The sequence below is a fragment of the Spirosoma daeguense genome, assembly GCF_054776875.1.
This window is the reverse complement of sequence record NZ_BAAHBF010000006.1, coordinates 6,270-27,367: the sequence shown is the minus strand read 5'-3', so window position 1 is coordinate 27,367 and position 21,098 is coordinate 6,270. Positions and strand designations below refer to the sequence as shown.

Genomic DNA, 21,098 nt, shown 5'->3' with positions numbered 1-21,098 from the left:
CCTATTATTGTAAGTCAATACGTAGTGGCACAGAGCGAACGTATCGATACATATTACTATTAACCAGCTCTCATCGGTTTATTTACTACACATGAAAAAATACTGGCTACGCACTATTGCAATTTCTTTAGTGTCCGTTTCTATGGCTTTTGCCCAGCCCGAAAATCCGGCCATTCGTCAACGCGAATTGATTTATGAAAAAGCCCCAACTCCAGAATGTCACGCATCGACACTGGCCGAAACGCCAGAGGGAATTGTTGCGGCCTGGTTTGGCGGTACGCATGAACGCCATCCCGATGTTGGTATCTGGGTTAGTAACCACACAAAATCCGGTTGGAGCACCCCGGTTGAAGTAGCTAATGGTGTACAGCCCGATGGGAAACGACTACCAACCTGGAATCCGGTTCTGTTTCAGGTGCCCAATGGTGAGTTGTTACTGTTTTATAAAGTTGGCCCAAGCCCGTCGACCTGGTGGGGATTGCTGAAACGGTCGAAAGATAACGGCAAAACCTGGTCGGCGGCTGAAAAACTTCCCGATGACATTGTTGGGCCGATCAAAAACAAGCCCGTTTTATTGCCATCGGGCGTTCTACTTTGTCCGACCAGTTCGGAAGATCACAACTGGCGGGTTCACTTCGAAATGACCAGCGATCTGGGAAAAACCTGGACTCGGACGCCTGCTATTAACGACGGTGTTACGGATGGTGCCATTCAGCCCAGTGTCTTGTTTCATCCGAACGGCGAGTTGCAGGCCCTCTGCCGCAGTCAGAAAGCAGGCTTTATTCTGGAGACCTGGTCGAAAGATGGCGGTAAAACCTGGTCGAAACTGGAAAAAACATCGTTACCTAATCCGAACTCAGGTACCGATGCCGTTACGTTAAAAGACGGTCGTCAGGTGTTAGTTTATAATCCTACATCACCCGTTAAAGGTAAATTCGGTGGCCCCCGTACCCCGCTCGATATTGCTATTTCGAACGATGGCAAAACCTGGAAAACACTGGCGGTGCTTGAGAATGCGCCTGGTGAATATTCCTATCCAGCTGTTATCCAAACTGAGGATGGCCTGATTCACGTAACCTATACATGGAAGCGTCAGCGCGTTCGGCACGTAGTACTCGATGCTGGTAAAATGCCCTGATTTTTGTATTGAGATTTGCCGAAGGTAAATCGCAAGACGATTCGAAACTAATCGGGTTTATACTAAAATAGCTTGGTTGACAGAATTTATTTTCTTGTCAACCAAGCTATTTTAGTATTATCTGAGCAGACATTTACGCTCTGGCAAACGTAACAAATGGATAAAACAATTTAGGAATTCATTTCTTCGCTTCTTCTACAATTTTATCGACAGGAATAGCCGCTACGGTACGTTCGCGCTCGGTTTGTTCTACGTAAACTGCATAGTCGGCGGGTTCAATTCGAATACCAAAATGATTGGCGTATGATTGTGTGAATTCGGCACCGAAATAAAGAATAGCGGCTGTGTAATAAATCCAGACCAGAATCACAATCAGCGAACCCGCAGCACCGTATGTCGAACTGGTGCCGGTTGTTTCGATGTAGATACCAATCAAATAACGCCCGAGCATAAAAAGAAGAGCGGTAAAAAAGGCGCCCCAACGAACGTCTTTCCAGGAAATTTTGGCGTCGGGCAGTACTTTGAAAATGGTGCCGAACAGCACAGCCACAACGCCTGTACTAATCAGGAAATTAAATCCACTAATAATATAAACGCCTAAACCAGGTACGAAACGGGCCAGACGGTCGCTTAAAGCCAGAATTAATCCGTTAACAATCAGCGATACAAGCAAAAGAAATCCCAGACTTACCACCAGCGACGAAGAAAGTAGCCGGTCTTTAATCAGTTTAACCCATCCCCGTTTTGGTTTCGCTTTTACGCGCCAGATCAGGTTGACAGAATCCTGAATTTCAATGAAAATACTCGTTGCGCCCAGCACTAACGTAACGATACCGACAGCCAGTGCTACGTTGCTTTTGCCCGACAATTCCACACTTTTAATCATATCCTGAATCTGGGCCGCAGCCTGATTGCCAACAAGCCCATTGATTTGGGAAAATATTTGTCCACGAATGGCTTCTTCGCCTAAAAAAATACTGGCCAGTGACATGATTAAGACCAGCAGTGGAGCCAGCGAAAACACCGTGTAATAAGCCAGTGCTGCACTAAGCTTCAAACATCGATCGTCCAGAAATCCGTTGAATGCATCGCCAACAACCGTCCAGGCATCGGAAAAGAAGTTGTTCTTAGTTTGGGTTGCCATGAAAGTTTTTCGTTTTCGAATCGGCTTAAAATTGTTCTTAGTAGCCGTTCTGCGTTGAGTAATACGATTAATTAACCAAATGAGTGGCTAGTTGTTCCCTTCCTGCTATGAGAATAAGCATTCCGGGTCCATTGTCTGTTTTTAGTAAATTTTTATGAACATCCCAAAGGTTTGGTAGTTCGAAAGCTATATAGATTCAATAGACTTTGCTGAACCTCATGAACCTTACTGTCGAACCATCTCCCTCGCGAACACAACCAACTGCACTGCCCGAAATGCATTCGGTAAGGTTGACTGTCAACGGAAACCAGATAGAATTGCAGCTTGCTCCCTGGACGTCGTTACTTGATGCACTACGTGAATACATGCATTTGACCGGTACAAAAAAAGGCTGCGACCACGGTCAATGTGGAGCTTGTACCGTACTGGTCAATGATAAACGGATCAACTCTTGTCTGACGCTCGCGATCATGCAAGAGGATAAAGCCATTACCACTATCGAAGGCATTGCTCAGCCAACAGAAGCAGATTCGAATGCACTTCATCCTGTGCAACAGGCATTTATTGATCACGATGCTTTTCAGTGCGGCTATTGTACTCCCGGACAGATTTGTTCAGCCATTGGAATGATGAACGAAGGACAGGCTAAAACAACCGATGATATACGCGAATTGATGAGCGGAAACATCTGTCGCTGTGGCGCTTACCCAAATATTGTTACGGCCATTCACTCGGTCATGAACCCCCAAACGGATACGATATGAACGCTTTTTCCTATACCCGAGCTGATGGCGTAGCTACTGCCGTTCGCGAACGAGCTTCCGAAGTAACTGCAAAATTCATCGCTGGCGGTACGAACCTGATTGACCTGATGAAGGAAAACGTGGAGCGTCCCACGCGGCTAATTGATATTACGCGATTGCCATTGGCTACCATAACCGAAACCGAAGGAGGAGGTCTTCGACTGGGTGCTTTGGTAACGAATGCTGATACGGCATACCACCCAAACATAGCTGATCGCTATCCGTTGTTATCGAAGGCGATTCTGGCAGGTGCGTCGGCTCAACTACGTAACATGGCTACCGACGGCGGAAATCTGATGCAACGGACCCGCTGCTATTATTTCTACGATACAGCAACGCCCTGCAACAAGCGGGAACCGGGTTCGGGTTGTTCGGCTATTCATGGCTATAATCGTATTCACGCTATTTTAGGCACCCAAGCTTCAGACCTGAATGTTCATTGCATCGCTACACATCCGTCGGATATGTGCGTAGCGTTGGCAGCTCTCGAAGCTATTATACATGTAACGGGGCCGTATGGTGAACGTAGTATTCCGTTTGCCGAATTCCACCGGCTTCCCGGAGATGAACCCCATATCGATAATACGCTTCAACCCGACGAACTTATTACGTCTATTGATTTACCACCCAACGGATTTTCTGATCATTACGCCTACATAAAACTCCGCGACCGCAACTCCTATGCGTTTGCGCTGGTATCGGTGGCGGCTGCGCTGGAAATTGAGAATGGACGTATTTCAGAAGCCCGGATTGCACTGGGTGGCGTAGCACACAAGCCCTGGCGACGACCCGAAACAGAAATGCTACTGGCCAATAAAGAACCATCAAGAGCTAATTTTCAGCAAGTTGCCGAAGCTATGCTGGAAGGTGCTCAGGGCTTTGGCCACAATACATTTAAAATAGAATTAGCAAAACGGGCAATTGTTCGTGCGTTGATGCAAGCCGCTAAACTCAACAACGTAGCATGACACAATACATAGGAAAACCGCTGAATCGAATCGATGGATACGATAAAGTGACTGGCAAAGCAAAATATGCTGCTGAATTTGAGGCCTCGGATTTGTTGTATGGCTACGTAGTAAACAGTGCCATCGCCAAAGGGAAAATCAAACGAATCAATACAGATGTCGCCCTGAATCTTCCCGGCGTTATAAAGGTTTTTACACATGAAAATCGGCCCAAGCTTGCCTGGTTCGATATGAATTATAAAGATCAGGATGCTCCGCCTGGCTCGCCTTTTCGTCCGTTGCGCGATGCTACGATTCGTTATAACGCACAGCCGATTGCTTTGGTTGTAGCCGAAACATTTGAACTGGCACGGTATGCGGCTTCACTTATTCAGGTTGATTATGAGGAACATAAGCACGAAACAGACGTGCAGTCAAATCGCCAAAAAGCCCGTAAACCTTCGGTAGGGGTAGCGTCGTTACTGAAGCCACCTCCGCCAAAACCGCGTGGTAACTTTGAACAGGCATTTGCCGAGGCTGCGTTTCAGACAAACGCCGAGTACGTTCACGGTATGGAGCACCACAATCCGATGGAGATGTTTGCCTCTACTGTGGTGTATGAAAAGGGGCGTAACAAATCGGGCGGGAAATACACAATTTACGATAAGACACAGGGCGTAACGAATAGCATCCTGTACGTGTCGCAGGTGTTCGATATACCGTTTAAAAATCTCCGCGTTGTTTCACCCTACGTAGGTGGGGCTTTTGGTTCCGGTTTACGGCCTCAATATCAATTGTTTATGGCCGTAATGGCTGCGCGTGAACTAAAACGATCTGTTCGAGTCACACTTACTCGTCAGCAAATGTTTACGTTCGGTCACCGGCCAGCTACGGTACAACGGGTTGCATTAGGAGCCTCGGCCGATGGAATGATGACTGCTCTCTATCATGATGCCGTTTCTGAAACATCACAGTTTGAAGATTATACCGAAGTGATTGTGAATTGGGGCGGGATGTTGTACCCAGCTCCAAACGTAAAACTTGATTACAAACTGGTTCCACTTGACGTAACGACACCGCTCGACATGCGGGCACCGGGGGGCGTAACCGGGATTTCGGCTTTGGAGTGCGCTATCGATGAACTAGCTTTCAAAGCTGGAGTTGATCCGGTTGAGTTTCGGCTAAAAAACTATACAGATCGAGATTTAAACAGTGATTTGCCTTATTCCAGCAAAGAGTTACGGGAATGTTTTCGGCAGGGCGCTGAGCGGTTTGGCTGGTTGAAACGTAACCCCGAACCGCGCTCAATGCGTAAAGAAAACGTATTGATTGGCTGGGGCATGGCTACTGGCATTTGGGAGGCCAATCAGATGCCGGCCCGAGCCGAAGCCGTTTTAATGGTAAATGGTAAACTTCGGGTAAGTAGCGCAACCGCCGATATTGGAACCGGTACGTATACCATCATGACCCAGATTGCCGCCGATACGTTGGGAATGCCGATGGAAGACGTATTGTTCAAACTGGGCGATAGTGATATGCCTGTTGCACCCATCGAAGGGGGATCGTGGACAGCCGCTACGGTTGGTACGGCGGTGAAAACTGTTTGCGAAGATCTAGCTAAAAAGCTTTTCAAACTGGCTCGAAAAATGGTTAAGTCGCCGTTTGCCAGAGTATCTTTTGCCGACGTAGTGTTTGCTGATAAATCGATTCAGTTAAAAAGTGATCCGTCTGTTTTTGTTTCCTTACAGGCGGTAGTCGACTCGAATGGTGGTGCGGCCGTGCGCGAAACGTCGACCGGATTGCCCAAATTTTTGAAACAACGAAAATACGCAAGGGCGGCTCATTCCGCCGTTTTTGTTGAGGTGGAAGTTGATGAAGATTTTGGCACAGTTCGGGTTACACGGGCAGTAAGTGCAATTGCCGGTGGAGGGGTGTTAAACCCAAAAACCGCACGAAGCCAGATAATTGGCGGTATGGTTTGGGGAATTAGCAAGGCGTTGGAAGAAGAAAGCATTATGGACCACCAGCTCGGCCGAATTATAAACCACAATCTGGCTGAGTACCACGTAGCGGTCAACGCCGATATTCAGGACCTCGACGTGATTTTTGTAGAAGAACACGACAACGTAGTGAATCCGCTGGGAATCAAAGGTCTGGGCGAAATTGGCATTGTTGGTATGCCTGCAGCCATTGCCAATGCGGTGTTTCATGCCACCGGAAAACGCGTTCGTGATTTACCCATTACGCTGGATAAAGTAATGTAAAGCAGAAGGTCTAAATCTATAAACGAAACATCCCGAAAGCGTAATACTTTCGGGATGTTTCGTTTATAGATTTACATACTGACCATCAGGCAACAAGTTTCCCGGTTAGCGCTGGCCGTTGCTCCTTGGCTCCGCTTACTTTTACCAGACTTTTCTGGAATTCTACCTGAACACTATCGTCTGAGAAACGGCACGTAACCGTGTCATAGTGAGCCGTTTCAATGAATCGCCAGGTCATAACAAACGTATTTGGATCTTGCCATGTACCACTGCCTGCTACGGTGGTATTGCTTTCGCCGGGTATCGACGTATTGGTCAGGCGAAGTGGAAGGGTAGGGAACGTAGTGCTGCCTTCGATCCAACGGTTTATACCACAGTTCACCTGATGAGAACCTCGATCATCCTGTAGTTTGAAGATACAACCGTCTTTCCCGAACGTTAACGTAACAGATTTGGCTTTCAGGCTATTATCAGCGAGCGAATAGGTTTTACCACTCACTTTTGCTTGCATTGTGGCTGTTGATTCCTGCTTGGGCAACGCAAGCGCTAACGTAGCCAGTTTTTTGGTAAGGGCTGCCTGATTCGTTTTATCACCCGTGCCACGTAGTGCTGGTAGAATATTCTGCCATACTTCATCCAGAACAGCGCCCATATCGGCTGTTTCGGAAGTCATGGCAATAACGGCGTCTTCCTTCGGCAATACGATGCAATACTGCCCGAAAGCACCATCACCCCGATACGCATCGTTTCGGCAACGCCAGAACTGGTAGCCATAGCCCTGTTGCCAGTCGTTTTCTTCTTTCGGGCGTTTGCCACCGCCAGCCGATTGTACTTCAAAACGGGTTGCTTCATCGATCCAGGCTTCTGAAATGAGTCGTTTTCCGTTCCATACACCTTTTTGCAGATAGAGCTGGCCAAATTTGGCAATATCCTCCGTCCGAAGCCGTAATCCCCAACCACCCGTATTGATACCCTGTGGCGATACTTCCCAATCTTCGCCCTCAATACCCAACGGACCAAATAGTTTGGGTTTCAAATAGGAAAGAATGGGTTGTCCCGTCAGTTTCTGTACAATGGCCGACAGCATATACGTAGCACCACTGTTGTAAACAAAATGGGTTCCGGGTTGGTGGTCAACGGGTTGTGCCAGAAATGCTTTAACCCAGTTAGCATCGGCACCACCTTCACGTAGTGCTGGTGTCGTGTCTTTGTCGTGACCAGTCGACATGGTCAGTAAATCTTTCACCCGCATGGCGGCCAGATTTGTGCTAACGGTAGCGGGTACGTCGTTTGGGAAAAACGAAACGACTTTATCCTCAACCCTCAGTTTTTTCTCGGCAACGGCCATGCCAACCGCTGTCGACGTAAAGCTTTTGCTAAGCGAATACAGCGTATGTTTAAACTGAGGAGCATATGGTGCCCACCAGCCTTCGGCCACCACCTGCCCATGCCGCAAAACCATCAGGCTATGTACGTTGAGATTACGTTTTTCGATGGCATTCACAAAGTCGAGTATTCCACTCGGCGAAACGCCCTGCGCTTCGGGAAGGCTTCGCGGTAATTTTCCCGTGCGATACGGGAGCGTAATGGTATTGGCTGGTAACGACGTAGCAACGAACAGGCTGGCCGCACCAAAGCCCAGTTGCTGGAGGAAAGTTCTACGATTCAGTTGCATCGGGTTGGGAATGGAATACGGGGTTTTTCAGTAAAGCTGTAAAGCGTACTGCCCTACTATTTACAACATTGATAGTTATAGCTCTGCTTTAAGCTGGTCGGCTTAGTTTCGATTAAGTTTTACATTTCGTTTACAAGCTTTTACAGGAACAGTGTTTGGTTGAGCGGCCAGAACAATAGGTTTACGCAACTTTTTTTCATTCCCCTCACCGACGGTTTTTCGTTAATTCTTTTGAGTGTATGATCTGTTCTAGAAATAATCAGCACAAAACAACTCCTTACTTTCGACTAACGGTATCAATTCGAATGGTGCTGATTTTACTCATATATTTAACGGGTTGTAAAGCCGTCACTATGAAGAAAACTGGTTCTGGCTTGCAATATTCAATCCTAAAAAAAGGAAGTGGCCCCAAAGCTAGGCTGGGACAGGAAATTTTACTGTTTGAAACAACAAGCTATCGAAACGGGACAGTATTATATTCTAATGAAAATTCCACTACGCCCGTAAAGGTTTTGATTGGTGGTAATCAGGCCACTCAAGCGGTTGACGAAGCATTAAACGGCATGCGAGTAGGGGAGGTTAAGAGAATAATTTCGCCCCCAAATCTGGTAAAAAGAAAGTCTTATCCTCCTAATGTTCATCCTGATTCAACACTTGTAATAAAATTGATCCTCCATAAAATCCTGTAATTGATACGCATTGAAAATGACAAAGCGATGATTGCCAATCTGTTCATAATCATCGCTTTGCTACGTAGTAAATCCGTTTAAGACAGCATTTTTGTCAGATTCTGGTAGCTGGTCTGTACACTGTCGATAGAAGGAACCATGTCCTGTTCTACGAAGAAATATTTCAGGCCAGCAATGTCGGCGGCCGAGAAAGCCTTTTTGAAATCAACAACACCATTGCCCACTTCGGTAAGCGTTTTCAGGTCCTGCTTAATGTCTTTGGTATGCCAGAGCGGGAAACGGCCGGGGTGTTCTTTAAACAACGCAACCGGGTCTTTACCTGCTTTAGTAGCCCAGGCCAGATCCAGTTCCATCTTCACCAGATCTTTATCGGTTTGCGACAAAATAAGCTCGTAAGGCGTTTTGCCGCCGTCGACAGGATCGAATTCGGTAGCATGGTTATGATACGCAAAATCAATTTTAGCCTTCTTGCAGGCTTCGCCCGTCTTCTGAAATACCTCAATCGATTTGTTGATTTCATCGAGTGTAGCGACGGGCGTACTGGCGCAAACCAGATACGTAAGTCCTCCTTCGCCCGCGTCATCGACCAACTGCTGGTAATTATCGCGAAGGCTCATCATGGGGGGCATTTTGCTGAAATCCATGCTGGGACGCTGCGCACTGGCCGGTGCAGGACTGCCCGGTTGAGCGGCTGGCGTTGTGGGACGAGGGCGAAATGGTGCTCCCATGGCGTGATGCGCCCGCCAATGCATGCCCAATCCTTCAACCAGTTGTTTAAATTCTTTGGGTTTGTAACCGTAGTAGCCACCCCGAAGGCTGAAAGCCGATTCTATTTCCTTATACCCAATAGCCGCTACTTTTTCCAGCGTACCTTTTGGGTCTTCGTTCATCTGTTTGAAAAGTGTAAATAACTGAAGACCAACCGGACGGGCCGCAGTAGGAGCGAACAGGTCAGTAGCTCCGGCATAAGAAGCTGCTAAACCGCCTATCGTGAAAAGCCCCGATTTTCTGATAAATTCTCGTCTGGATACCATGTGTGTTTTAGGTTTACTAGTTGGATGAATGGTTATTTTTTTACGTCGTTGAACGTAATGGTCGATAGCGATAACAACGGTTCGATGTTACGGGCTTTATCGTTTTTAAAGACAAAGTAGATGTCATGAACACCATTGGTCGCCTTAAGGTCAGTACGAATCGGACCGGGGCCACGAAACGTAAAGGCAGCCGTTGTTTGACTGGCTGGTGCCGACGTAGCAGCGGCTGTACTCGACGTAGCATTTGGAGCACTTGTTACGCCCCCTGCATTTTGAATGGCTGTAGCTGTAGCAGGAGCGCCCCCCATCCGGCGTTCGGTGACTGCTACGTTGGTTTCGCCAATTAACTCGCCCGTTGGTGAATCCAGCCGGATTTCAATGGTGCCGCCTACGCTGCCATCCCGTTTTTGTGCCGATGCTGCCACTTCAAGCTGTTTGATTCCGGTCAGGTCAATTTGCTTAAAAGCGATGTAGCCGTTGGCACGTGGTATTACGTTGATACCCCGGCCCATACCCTGTCCTTTCAATTCTGCTTCTTTCACAATTGGGGCATCAGATGCATTCAACTGTGGACTACGGAGAATGATACGTTGTTCAGACGTTTGGGTTGGAATATTTTTTACGTCACTGGCCGAATTGCCCCGGTCGGTATAAGCAGCCCGAATAATGACGGAACCACGACCATTATCGCCTTCTGGGATTTTTGGCGTGTACGTACCATCAGTAGGTAATGTGCTGTATGTTTTATCTGTAACGTGCAGAATGTAATTAATAATTGTGTTAGCATCAGCTACCGGCATAGCTGGGTGGGCAGGCATTGCTACGTCGCCCCAAACACCTACTCCGCCATTTCTAACTTTCTTAACAAGTTTGTCCATAATACCTGCATCGCCTTTGTATTTTCCGGCAATATCGACAAACGATGGCCCCACTGATTTGGTCGAAACCTGATGGCAGACTTTGCAATCACTTTGCGTAATGAGAGCCTGAGCCACAGCATATTGTGTAGATGCATCGACGCTACGTTGCCCCTGTGTAACTTCCGCATAATCGAACCCTTCAGATGTATAGTCTATACTCATAGCCACCCGAGCGGGGACAATTTTGCCGGTTGCCAGCGTTCCATCTTCTTTATCTGCTACCTGAACAGCGTATTGAATGGGCTGATTGGGGAAGAAAAACGTCTTATTGCTCGCCAGATTGATGTCGACTTTAGGAGGCTCATTTCCAGCCACGATACGTATTGATTTGCTATTGCTGGCCCCCTTTGGATCGGTAACAGTGAGCGTAGCGGTATAAACGCCGGGTTTGGCAAACGATACGTTCGGATTTGCCGTATTAAACACACGCGGGGCAACTCCTGCCGAAGAAATTTTCCACTGGTATTTGAGCGCATCTCCATCGAAATCTTTCGTGCCATCAGCGGATAATGTAGCCTGAAAAGGCACCGTACCGCCGGTTGTACTGGCAGATGCCTGAACAACCGGTTTGCGGTTCCCACCATTGTATTCGATACGTACCAACCGCGAATTATCGCTTTTTCTGAACCAGTTGCTACCATATTCCAGAATGTACATATCGCCATCGGGACCAAATTTCATATCGATTGGTTCAACAGGATGGTAGCTTGGCAGTACCCGCTCCATCGATACGTAGTCGCCCTGTTCGTTCATAGTGATGGCCATGATCCAGCCCCGTGAAAAATCAGTTGCAATCCATTTGTTTTCGTAATACGCTGGCCAGGGGCGTTTAGGGTCTTTAAAATCAGACCGATGATAAACTGGGCCACCCGTAGCGCTACGTGCCCCTGAACCCACAAGCGGAAACGCTTCTGAAACTCCGTATGGATAATAAATAAACGAATTTGCAACAGGAGGAAGCTCGGTTAAACCCGTGTTATTGGGGGAGGAGTTGATGGTTTTTTTCGGGTCTTTCTTCTCCAGCGGTTTGTTGGTAGCATAGTCGAAAACGGGGAACGCCTGATCGTTTCCGACAAACCAAGGCCAGCCAAAATTGCCGGGTTTACGCGCCTGATTTAGTTCGTCATAACCGCGTGGGCCAATTTCCGAGTCTTCGTTGGCATCGGGGCCAACTTCGCCCCAATAGATATACCCCGTTTTACTGTCTATCGAAATACGCCACGGATTCCGGTGCCCCATACTATAAATTTCGGGGCGGGTTTTTGCCGTACCCTTCGGGAAAAGATTTCCTTCAGGAATAGTATACGTACCGTCGGATTCAGGATGGATACGTAGTATTTTTCCCCGAAGATCGTTCGTGTTACCGGCATGTCCCTGATCATCCCAACTGCTACGTCCGGGGCGCTCGTCGGTCTGAGCAGCCTGCTGATTACCCGTATTATTTCCAACGGTCAGATACAGATTACCCGCGCGATCCCAAACCATACCACCGCCCGTATGGCAGCAAACTTCCCGTTGAGTACCTACTTCGAGCATTACTTTTTCGGAGTTCGGAACCAGCTTGTCGTTCTGTAGAAGCCAGCGAGTCAACAGATGTTTCTTTTCGGTTGGATGAGCGTAATACAGATATACCCAGTGATTTTTATCAAAATTTGGGTCTAGCGAAAGTCCCATTAAACCTTCTTCTGCCTCGCGAGATACGCCTTCTGCACTGACGTATTTGGTGTTGACTGGAATTGTGCCAATCAAGTCGACCGTTTTTGTGACGGGGTCGTATTTCTTAAAAGCTCCTTTACGTTCAACGATATAGGCAGTTCCATCTTTTAGTACTTCAAACGCCATAGGTTCGTCCAAATCTTCGGCAACAACTACCGGCGTGAAGCGACTTTCATCGGGTTTTTGAGGCCCTTCCTGACTTATAAATGCCATTAGCCCGACTGCCACACCAGTTCGGACGATGTAACGTAACGGACGTAAAAAATGCCCGTATTGGAACGGTTGCGTTCTCATAAAAACAAATTACTGAAGAGGTTAAGGAGGGACAATAGGCTATTTTCTGAAACTTGCTACGTAGTTAGTCAGGCAGCTATTCCTATTGTATCATTTTTGTACAATAGTAAACTTATTTCTAAATAGTACAAAATTTTGAAAGATTAAATCTACGTGAATAAAGGCTAGACTTAACTACGTTTTTGAACAATAGTCCGATGTCGCATGGCCAAACAGATTCAGTAAGTTCAATAAATGCTTGATGCCACAATTTTGACTAATGTTCTCGACAATAAAGATTTTATTCGATGATCTACTACGTACTGATATGATACGTATTAAACAGAATTGGATTTTCAGGGAGTTGAGTGAGTTTATTCGTCAGGAATGGCGTGATACTACGTCAGAACTTGAAAAAAGGATTGAGACCCAGCCGAATGGGCTTTAAAAGCGAAGAAAGCAGCAGTAGAGAAATAACTAGAAATCAATTGGCTGAATAGTGGCGTAAATAGGCAATCAACCGTTCAAAATGTACTTGCTCATATGGATTTTGGGTTTGATGAAACAGTATATGTCGGTAACTATCGACAAGGCCATCGAAATGAGCATTATGATTTAATCGGGCTGTTATCAATCCTTTATAACAGCGATGAGTTTGGTTATAAACGTACTGGCAAGGGAATGAAGGCTGTTCATTAAATAGCCGATCGAGTGTTGATAGTGAACACGACGTTGTTAAAAAATCAAAGCCTGCTTTTGTAAAAAAATCTTCAATTTGTTCGCAAATGGTCCGCAATTCATCACCTGAATGTACTACGTAGCGTACAAACTGAAATCCGGTGAATTTGCCGACTGATACAAGTAATGTATTGGCTTCGGGACGTAATTCCAGCATGTTATTTAGAAACTGCTGGGCAATTTGTTCGACCTGTTCATTACGGCAACCAACATGAACATCCAGCATTGTTTCGTTGCCGTGAAAAACGGGCGAAAGCATAACATTTTCGAAGCCGATTGCAGTCTTACGGCGGAATTGTTTTTTTTCGGGGAGCCATGTAAACTGATGCCTAGCAAAAAAAGGTGCCAGACATTGATAAAGGTTAGTTTCAAAAGGGGTAAAGGTCATAGGATTTTAACGTGATTTAGTAGAACGGGTCGTTGCTCGCATAACTAATTCTGTTTGAATAAGTTTAGCTTGTCGGTACTGTATTTTGTATTGTATACATCGTTATGAGCGAACTAAACAGCTTTAACGGTGGTTAGCAGAATACACACGCCCACGACAGCAGTGTCGGCGGGCTTGTCAACCTGGGGACGACCGGAATTGACAGCTTGTTGAGGTCGCGTGTAAGCATGTCGGGAGTTGGCGAAATTTCCTGTCCAAACAAAACGTCAAAACAATAACTGGCGAGTATAACTACGCCATGGCTGCCTAATCCGGAGGATTAAGCAATAGCCATTGTCTCCCCGGCCTACGTGCTGCTGGCTGGATCAGGAGGCACCGACTCGCAGCGCTGGCTCGGTTTATGGTGTTAACGGCCGAGTAAGACACAAGCACCTACGGATGAGGTTTGGTTTGGTACACACCGGGCCGATTCCCGACAATCTTAAGGGTACCTAAGCATGTAGAAAGCACGTCGGTTTCCTGGACTGGACGAGGGTTCAAATCCCTCCGTCTCCACCCGAAAAAGCCCTGTAAATCAAGTATTTACAGGGCTTTTGTTTGTCCTAGCCTCAAAAATGGCAAAAAAATGGCAAAGAAATACGTATAAAACATTGAAAATGCCCACTAAAGAAGACAGTCAGTATCCTTTCAAACAACTTTTTTTATCGAAGCCAGACGACAACGATTTAGCGAAGCAGTGGGTAGTGGAGTATGGAGCCTGGTGATGGTCTCCTAAATACTGGACCGCTCAACGATAGAGGATCGGATGTTCATTTGTTACTCTTTCAGCGCCCATTCCGGCGTCAGTCCGCTGAGTAAACTGTGTGGCCGAAATGAATTATACTCCTGACGCCAATGCTCGGTTTTTTCTCAGGTATCTTCCAACGATAAGAACCAGTGAGCGTTCAGGCACTCGTCCCGAAAACTACCATTAAATGATCGCTCCGATTTCTATGTTCTATGCAAGAACTGAGAGATAAGTTTTATACTATTTCTTTCCCCTTGCCACCACCGCATAAATTCGGTGGATGAGCTTCACAAAATAACTGTAAACCTAGTTAATAGGTGATTTTTATGGCAAAATACCCTACTCAGTTAAGTAAGTTAATCTAAATAAACTGATGTCAGAAGTAGTAGCGATGGGAGGCAGTTTTGTAAGTAATTAATCTAAGTTGTATGTCACAAGTCTGTTTCGAGAGCATAAGCCAGCAAAAACAAACTTGTGACATACAACTTAGATGAATTAATAAAGCAGCAGGGCAATATTCTTTATAGTGCCCTGCTGCTTTATTAATTCTAGCCTACTAGGGCTTAACGATTTTAATCACCTGACGCTGACCAGGAATTTGTACTTCCAGCAGATAAATACCACTTACAGAGCCAACCCGTACGTTAACCCGTTCCTCAGTACCTGCCTGCTCAATTGTCTGTTCATGCAACGGCCGATTCTGTACATTGACAAGGCGAAGCGTCAACGTGTTTCGCTGTGCACCTTTGACCAACACCTCTACCTGTTCATTAATCACCGGATTGCCCAGCACAACAACTTGTAGCGGAAGCTCAGATACCCCCTGTCGGCCCATTGCGGAGCATGCATTCAACCAGTTGTAGTTAAACGTAGCTTCGCTGCTAGTACCCTGTTGGGTTGCCTTTAGCAAAATTACCGGATTATCCGTATACAGGTCTAACTGATAGGGCCCTGATGATGTAGTTGGCAAGAGTTCATTGACCACCGAGAAGCTGATTGGCTGACCATTTAGACCACTATATACAGGTGTAAAACGAATGGATTTACGATTTGGGCTTAACGAAGTACAGCTTACCAACGTAGCTCCTGTGATGGCGAAACTACCTCCCGGGCTGGTCGTAGAACCCGGAGGGTTGACTACCAGAGAAAAACTAGTTCTGGCAGATAAACCTCCGGGATCGGTTGCCGTCACTGTAACCGAATAGGGTGAACCTATTGATGTTGACGGAGTTCCTGAGATCGTGGCGGGTGGAGTAAACCCGAGTCCGGCAGGTAGACCACTGACCGATAGCACGAGGCTGGAAGGTGTTTCTGTATCAGCGAACGTATTGCCTGGAATCGTAAAACTGTACCCTTGATTAATCGTAGCGGATTGAGCCCCGATCGGATTAGCTACCGTAGGTGGAGTATTTGTCGACGGTGTTCCATTGCAAGCGGTTAGCCAGTTATAGCTAAAGGAAACTTCACCAGGCGTATTCTGCTGGATAGCCTTCAAGATAATAACCGGATTGTCGGTGTATAGATTAAGCTGATAAGGACCCGCTGCTGTAGTTGGGAACAGTTCATTGACCACCGAGAACGTGATGGGCTGACCCGTTGCGCCACTATAAACCGGATTAAAGCTGATCGACCGCCGATTAGGACTTAACGTAGTACAATTGACTAAATTGACCCCTGTGATACCAAACGTAGCCGTCGTACTGGCCGGACTAACCGTAAACTGGAAGATTGTTCTAGCCGCCAAACCGCCCGGATCAGTTGCAATAACCGTCACCGAGAAGGGTGTACCTATTGAAGTTGAGGGTGTACCTGAAATAAAGTTTGGTGCATAGAAACCAATACCAGGGGGCAGCCCTATCACTGAATAGGTTAAGCTGCTGGGGGTTTCCGCATCGGTGAACGTACCAGCGGGAATCTCCAGACTAAAGGTCTGATTAACCGTAGCAGACTGGGCTGGAATTGGTACAACCACAGACGGGGGGGTATTTGGGGCTGTCATGCCCATACAAGCGGTCAGCCAGCTATAGTTGAAGGTAACTTCACCGGGCGTACCCTGCTGAGTTGCTTTCAACACAATCACCGGATTATCCGTATACAGGTTCAACTGATAAGGGCCGGTCTGCGTGGTTGGCGCGAGTTCATTAACTATCGAGAAACTGATTGGCTGCCCTGTGAGTCCACTATAAACCGGGGTGAAGCTAATGGATCGTCGGTTTGGAGCAACTGGACTACAACTCAACAGGGTCACATTTGTGATCGCAAAATTGCTCGTCGGGTTGCAGTTCTGGTAGCCAACTGTTACACTAGCAAAGGACCTGCAGCCCGATGCATTGACAGCCGTAACAGAATAAATGCCTGTTGTACTAACCGTGGCTGTATTCGCAGCTGAACTACCTTGCTGAATCGCACCACTACTAAAGATATAACTAGTGAAACCAGGCGTCGCTGTCAAAGTGGCTGTGGAAACCGAACAACTTAGGGGCCCACTGGCTGTCAAGGTAACGGACGTAGCCGTCGTGCTTCCCATCACTGTAATGTTGGTCGTCGATTGACAACCCGATGCATTGATAGCCGTCACCGAATACGTTCCGGCCGTGTTAACAGTAGCCGTATTACTATTTGAACTACCTTGCTGAGTCGCTCCCGTGCTAAAGCTGTAACTGGTGAAGCCAGCTGTAGCCGTCAACGTAACACTTGGGTTTGAGCAACTTAACGTACCGCTAGCGTTCAGAGAGATTGGACTAGAAGTCGTACTACCTGTAACCGTTACGTTGGTCGTCGATTGACAACCCGATGCATTGGTCGCTGTCACCGAGTATGTGCCTGAAGTAGTTACAGTAGCCGTGTTGGTAGCACCGTTACCTTGTTGGGTTGCGCCACTGCTAAATGCGTAGCTTGTGAAACCGGACGTAGCCGTTAAGGTAACGCTTGAGTTTGAGCAACTCAAAGTACCACTAGTGGTTAACGTAACGGGCGTAGCCGTCGTGCTTCCTGCTACAGTAACGCTGGTAGTAGACAAACAGCCTGATGCGTTAATTGCTGATACGGAATAGATTCCAGCCAAATTAACAGTGGCCGTATTCGCTGACGAACTACCTTGCTGAGTCGCACCCGTGCTAAAACTATAACTGGTAAAGCCAGATGTAGCCGTTAAGGTAACACTAGGATTTGAACAGCTTAACGTACCACTGGCATTGAGATTGACCGGAGTGGCCGTTGTACTCCCAACTACCGTTACGTTGGTGGTTGATTGACAACCCGATGCGTTGACGGCTGTTACTGAATAGAAACCGGCAGTAGTAACGGTAGCTGTATTGCTCAAAGAACTACCTTGCTGAGTAGCTCCTGCGCTGAATACGTAGCTGGTAAAGCCAGCTGTGGCCGTCAACGTAACACTTGGATTCGAACAGCTTAACGTACCATTAGAGATTAAATTCACAGGTGTAGCCGTGGTGCTGCCCCCTACCGTTACGGTAGTAATTGATTGACAGCCCGATGCATTGACAGCCGTTACTGAGTATATACCTGTCGTACTAACCGTGGCTATATTGGATGTTGAACCACCTTGTTGAGTCGCACCACTACTGAAAATGTAACTAGAAAAACCAGGTGTCGCTGTCAAAGTGGCTGTGGAAACCGAACAACTTAGGGGCCCACTGGCTGTCAAGGTAACGGACGTAGCCGTCGTGCTTCCCATCACTGTAATGTTGGTCGTCGATTGACAACCCGATGCATTGATAGCCGTCACCGAATACGTTCCGGCCGTGTTAACAGTAGCCGTATTACTATTTGAACTACCTTGCTGAGTCGCTCCCGTGCTAAAGCTGTAACTGGTAAAGCCAGCTGTAGCCGTCAACGTAACACTTGGGTTTGAGCAACTTAACGTACCGCTAGCGTTCAGAGAGATTGGACTAGAAGTCGTACTACCTGTAACCGTTACGTTGGTCGTCGATTGACAACCCGATGCATTGGTCGCCGTCACCGAATACGTTCCAGGTGTATTTACAGTAGCCGTATTACTATTTGAACTACCTTGCTGAGTCGCTCCCGTGCTAAAGCTGTAACTGGTAAAGCCACTGGTAGCCGTTAGTGTCACACTGGAATTAAGACAACTCAGGGGATTACTGGCGGTCAGGTTGATTGGCGTAACGGCAGTGTTGGCAAATACAGTTGTCGTTTGGGTAGCTGTGCAGCCGTTGGGGCCTGTGGCAGTTACCGAGTAAAGGCCGCCTATATTTACGATTGCCTGATTGCCAGTCTGGCTTAACACGCTCGGTCCATTGAAGACATAACTGTTACCCCCATCAGCCGTTAGCGTCACACTGTTCTGCGTACATGTCAATGTACCACTAGCCGAAAGGGTCACTACAGGGGCGGCAGTATTTGACGTAATGGTGGTAGTTTGGGCAACAGTACATCCCTGCGCATTGCTAATGATGACTGTGTAGGTTCCAACCTGACTTACAACCGCCTGGTTAGTGCTACCGATCTGGCTAGCCCCTGTGCTGAAGCTGTAGCTGCTGGCTCCGTCGGCGGTGGCTGAGATGGTCACGCTAGGTTGGCTACAGCTAAGGATGCCTCCAGTCAGGCTAGCGTTGGTTGGTGGCGTACTGACCGTTACCAAAGTAGAGGCCTGATTCGACTGTCCATTGCTGGTGATAGCCAACGTGAAGGTACGAGGGCCTGAGGTGTTGACTGTCAATGATTGACTAAAACTCGTTCCCGTACCATTGCCCGAAATTGCATTCGTACCATCAGACAGCGTGTAGGTATAGCCACTTCCCACATTACCCAATGTGGCGGTAAAGCCTACGACCTGTCCAGCGCAGATAGTTGGATTGGTAGCTACAAAGTTGGTAATGGTAGGGGCAGCCTGATACGTAAAGCTATACGTATTAGATGCTGAATTCCCATTTCCGGCCACATCTTCCGCTACGTTAGTTACTACGTTAATAGTCACCTGCCCACTCGCTGATGGAACGACAGTAAAGGTATAAATACTGCCACTGCCAGAGAAATCCGAAAGTGTAGCGTTAGTTACGCTGATTTCATTGGAAGCTAAACCTGTCACACTTTCGGAGAAGGTGAGCGTAAAGGGAAGAGGACTGGTAGAAGTGGTAGCGCCATTGGTAATTGCTGAGGAACTAATGCTGACCGTTGGGGGCACCGCGTCTACGCGAACGTTAGCTGTTGAGCCTATACTGTTCAAAGTGAGCGTAGCATTATTGCCGGCTGCATCACGAATCGTACCGTCGTTGACCGAAAGAGTGTTTAGAGAAATCCCATCAGTATCGAGTTCACCAGGTTGCACTGTATAGGCGAAGGTCAGGGCTGAAGTGCCAGAACCTACCACATAATTGGCCTGGCGATTGGTTGAGCCGATAGTCAGACCTAATTGCGGAGTGCCTGTTACAGTTACATTCTCAGTAAAATTAACTACAAAACTGAGCGCTTGCCCTGATCGATAGTTGCCGTTAGGAGGTACGCCGACGCTGGACACGGTCGGGATTATTGCGTCTACAAGTACACCAGCTGTTGAACCTACGCCATTTAGGGTGAGCGTTGCGTTATTGCCAACCGCATCACGAATCGTGCCGCTATTGAGCGAAAGAGCGTTTAGCACAATGCCATCAGTATCGAGTTCGCCAGCCTGTATGGTATACGTGAACGTCAGGGACGAGGAGCCACTGCCTCCCGTATAAGTCGCTTGGCGACCAGTTGAGCCGATAGTCAGACCCAGCTGGGGAGTGCCTGTTACACTTACATTCTCAGTAAAATTAACTGTAAAGCTGAGCGTTTGACTTGCCCGGTATAGGCCATTCGCTGGTACGTTTACGCTAGTTACAGTAGGAGCTGTTTTATCGATGGTAAAGGCCTGTCCGGTAAAGGGTATATTAGAAACGTTTGGCGAAATACCTGTACTATTAGCAAGATTCAGCGTTAGTGAGCCACTACCGCTTCCCGTATTTACCGTTACTGTGTAGGAAGTGCCTGAGCCTGACACATTGCTGACAACAGCCCCATTAATACCGCTTGGTGTTAGCGAGAAATTACTGGGACTCAGCCCTGTCACACTCGCGGCAAATACCACATTATAGGTAACGCTGCTCAAGTTGGTGGGGTTAGCATCGATGCGGTTAATTGACGTGACTGTGGTAGGTGAAGGACCAGCAATAGCGATACCCGACAGGGTGGACGTAGTGGCACCATTGATGGGAGCCGGCGTTAGAAAGGTGCTCACCGCTGAGTTAGTCAGACTGATGGCGACAATCTTGGGCTGGTTGTTCCGTACATCAATAGCCAGAATGCGGTTGTTGGCCTGATCAACGACCATCGCTCCCGGTGAAGCTGCTACGTTACTGGTCAGTGTAGTTTCTGAAGCGCCACTTAAGGGTGTCCGTCGTAGCTCATCCAGTGTGGCGGTGGCCGCACCATCATTCATAAAATAATAGAGAAAGCCGCTCGCATTGTCGATAGCAATACCCGACAGGGTGGACGTAGTAGCACCATTGATGGGAGCCGGCGTTAGAAAGGTGCTCACCGCTGAGTTAGTCAGACTGATGGCGACAATCTTGGGCTGGT

11 protein-coding genes, 1 other RNA gene and 1 pseudogene are annotated in these 21,098 nt (G+C 47.5%); 6 read left to right on the top strand and 7 right to left on the bottom strand.

Going from position 1 to position 21,098, the window contains the following annotated elements; genetic code table 11:
* Window positions 1-142: 142 nt before the first annotated feature.
* Window positions 143-1,138, top strand: a complete 996-nt coding sequence (locus ACYVD4_RS19495; protein WP_460948635.1) for a sialidase family protein — start codon at window positions 143-145, stop codon at window positions 1,136-1,138.
* Between the two features lie 178 nt (window positions 1,139-1,316).
* On the opposite strand, the gene ACYVD4_RS19490 is transcribed toward ACYVD4_RS19495, so the two are convergent.
* Window positions 1,317-2,282 (bottom strand): YihY/virulence factor BrkB family protein, encoded by a 966-nt coding sequence (locus ACYVD4_RS19490; RefSeq protein ID WP_460948634.1) that lies wholly within the window; start codon window positions 2,280-2,282, stop codon window positions 1,317-1,319.
* Between the two features lie 218 nt (window positions 2,283-2,500).
* Here ACYVD4_RS19490 and ACYVD4_RS19485 point away from each other — a divergent pair, with 218 nt between their 5' ends.
* From ACYVD4_RS19485 to ACYVD4_RS19475, 3 genes are read left to right on the top strand one after another with little or no spacing between them, the layout of a single operon-like run.
* Window positions 2,501-3,046 (top strand): (2Fe-2S)-binding protein, encoded by a 546-nt coding sequence (locus tag ACYVD4_RS19485; protein ID WP_460948633.1) that lies wholly within the window; start codon window positions 2,501-2,503, stop codon window positions 3,044-3,046.
* Complete coding sequence (locus ACYVD4_RS19480; RefSeq protein WP_460948632.1) at window positions 3,043-4,053, top strand: FAD binding domain-containing protein; 1,011 nt, start codon at window positions 3,043-3,045, stop codon at window positions 4,051-4,053. Before ACYVD4_RS19485 ends, ACYVD4_RS19480 begins: the two co-directional genes overlap by 4 nt.
* Window positions 4,050-6,296: a xanthine dehydrogenase family protein molybdopterin-binding subunit gene (locus ACYVD4_RS19475; protein WP_460948631.1), complete on the top strand. Its 2,247-nt coding sequence runs from the start codon at window positions 4,050-4,052 to the stop codon at window positions 6,294-6,296. The genes ACYVD4_RS19480 and ACYVD4_RS19475 overlap by 4 nt, the downstream gene beginning before the upstream one ends.
* 85 nt (window positions 6,297-6,381) lie before the next feature.
* Here the strand turns inward: ACYVD4_RS19475 and ACYVD4_RS19470 are convergent, their stop codons facing one another.
* Window positions 6,382-7,971 (bottom strand): serine hydrolase domain-containing protein, encoded by a 1,590-nt coding sequence (locus ACYVD4_RS19470; protein WP_460948630.1) that lies wholly within the window; start codon window positions 7,969-7,971, stop codon window positions 6,382-6,384.
* A gap of 353 nt (window positions 7,972-8,324) precedes the next feature.
* Here ACYVD4_RS19470 and ACYVD4_RS19465 point away from each other — a divergent pair, with 353 nt between their 5' ends.
* A complete protein-coding gene (locus ACYVD4_RS19465; RefSeq protein WP_460948629.1) occupies window positions 8,325-8,660 on the top strand; it encodes an FKBP-type peptidyl-prolyl cis-trans isomerase in 336 nt (111 codons plus the stop codon).
* Window positions 8,661-8,737: 77 nt separating this feature from the next.
* Here ACYVD4_RS19465 and ACYVD4_RS19460 read toward each other — a convergent pair whose 3' ends face one another.
* The 3 genes from ACYVD4_RS19460 to ACYVD4_RS19450 form a co-directional block, all read right to left on the bottom strand.
* The gene (locus ACYVD4_RS19460; RefSeq protein ID WP_460948628.1) at window positions 8,738-9,694 is read right to left on the bottom strand and encodes a sugar phosphate isomerase/epimerase family protein; all 957 of its coding nucleotides are present in this window, start codon (window positions 9,692-9,694) and stop codon (window positions 8,738-8,740) included.
* A gap of 32 nt (window positions 9,695-9,726) precedes the next feature.
* On the bottom strand, window positions 9,727-12,624 hold the full coding sequence (locus ACYVD4_RS19455) for a PQQ-dependent sugar dehydrogenase (protein WP_460948627.1): 2,898 nt from the start codon (window positions 12,622-12,624) through the stop codon (window positions 9,727-9,729).
* Between the two features lie 463 nt (window positions 12,625-13,087).
* Window positions 13,088-13,729, bottom strand: a complete 642-nt coding sequence (locus tag ACYVD4_RS19450) for a hypothetical protein (RefSeq protein ID WP_460948626.1) — start codon at window positions 13,727-13,729, stop codon at window positions 13,088-13,090.
* A 184-nt stretch (window positions 13,730-13,913) separates the two neighbouring features.
* Here ACYVD4_RS19450 and ssrA point away from each other — a divergent pair.
* Window positions 13,914-14,287: a transfer-messenger RNA gene (gene ssrA / locus ACYVD4_RS19445) on the top strand.
* A 258-nt stretch (window positions 14,288-14,545) separates the two neighbouring features.
* On the opposite strand, the pseudogene ACYVD4_RS19440 reads toward ssrA, so the two are convergent.
* Together ACYVD4_RS19440 and ACYVD4_RS19435 are read right to left on the bottom strand one after the other, a co-directional pair.
* Window positions 14,546-14,707 (bottom strand): annotated as a pseudogene (locus ACYVD4_RS19440) (integrase core domain-containing protein); the annotation flags it as partial.
* 365 nt (window positions 14,708-15,072) lie between these two features.
* Window positions 15,073-21,057 carry an Ig-like domain-containing protein gene (locus ACYVD4_RS19435; protein WP_460948625.1) on the bottom strand — a complete coding sequence of 1,995 codons (5,985 nt, stop codon included), beginning with the start codon at window positions 21,055-21,057 and terminating at the stop codon, window positions 15,073-15,075.
* Window positions 21,058-21,098: the final 41 nt, after the last annotated feature.

Coding starts and splice junctions, on each gene's coding strand:
- ACYVD4_RS19495 (WP_460948635.1), top strand. CDS start 143: ATGGCTTTTGCCCAGCCCGAAAATCCGGCCATTCGTCAACGCGAATTG.
- ACYVD4_RS19490 (WP_460948634.1), bottom strand. CDS start 2,282: ATGGCAACCCAAACTAAGAACAACTTCTTTTCCGATGCCTGGACGGTT.
- ACYVD4_RS19485 (WP_460948633.1), top strand. CDS start 2,501: ATGAACCTTACTGTCGAACCATCTCCCTCGCGAACACAACCAACTGCA.
- ACYVD4_RS19480 (WP_460948632.1), top strand. CDS start 3,043: ATGAACGCTTTTTCCTATACCCGAGCTGATGGCGTAGCTACTGCCGTT.
- ACYVD4_RS19475 (WP_460948631.1), top strand. CDS start 4,050: ATGACACAATACATAGGAAAACCGCTGAATCGAATCGATGGATACGAT.
- ACYVD4_RS19470 (WP_460948630.1), bottom strand. CDS start 7,971: ATGCAACTGAATCGTAGAACTTTCCTCCAGCAACTGGGCTTTGGTGCG.
- ACYVD4_RS19465 (WP_460948629.1), top strand. CDS start 8,325: ATGAAGAAAACTGGTTCTGGCTTGCAATATTCAATCCTAAAAAAAGGA.
- ACYVD4_RS19460 (WP_460948628.1), bottom strand. CDS start 9,694: ATGGTATCCAGACGAGAATTTATCAGAAAATCGGGGCTTTTCACGATA.
- ACYVD4_RS19455 (WP_460948627.1), bottom strand. CDS start 12,624: ATGAGAACGCAACCGTTCCAATACGGGCATTTTTTACGTCCGTTACGT.
- ACYVD4_RS19450 (WP_460948626.1), bottom strand. CDS start 13,729: ATGACCTTTACCCCTTTTGAAACTAACCTTTATCAATGTCTGGCACCT.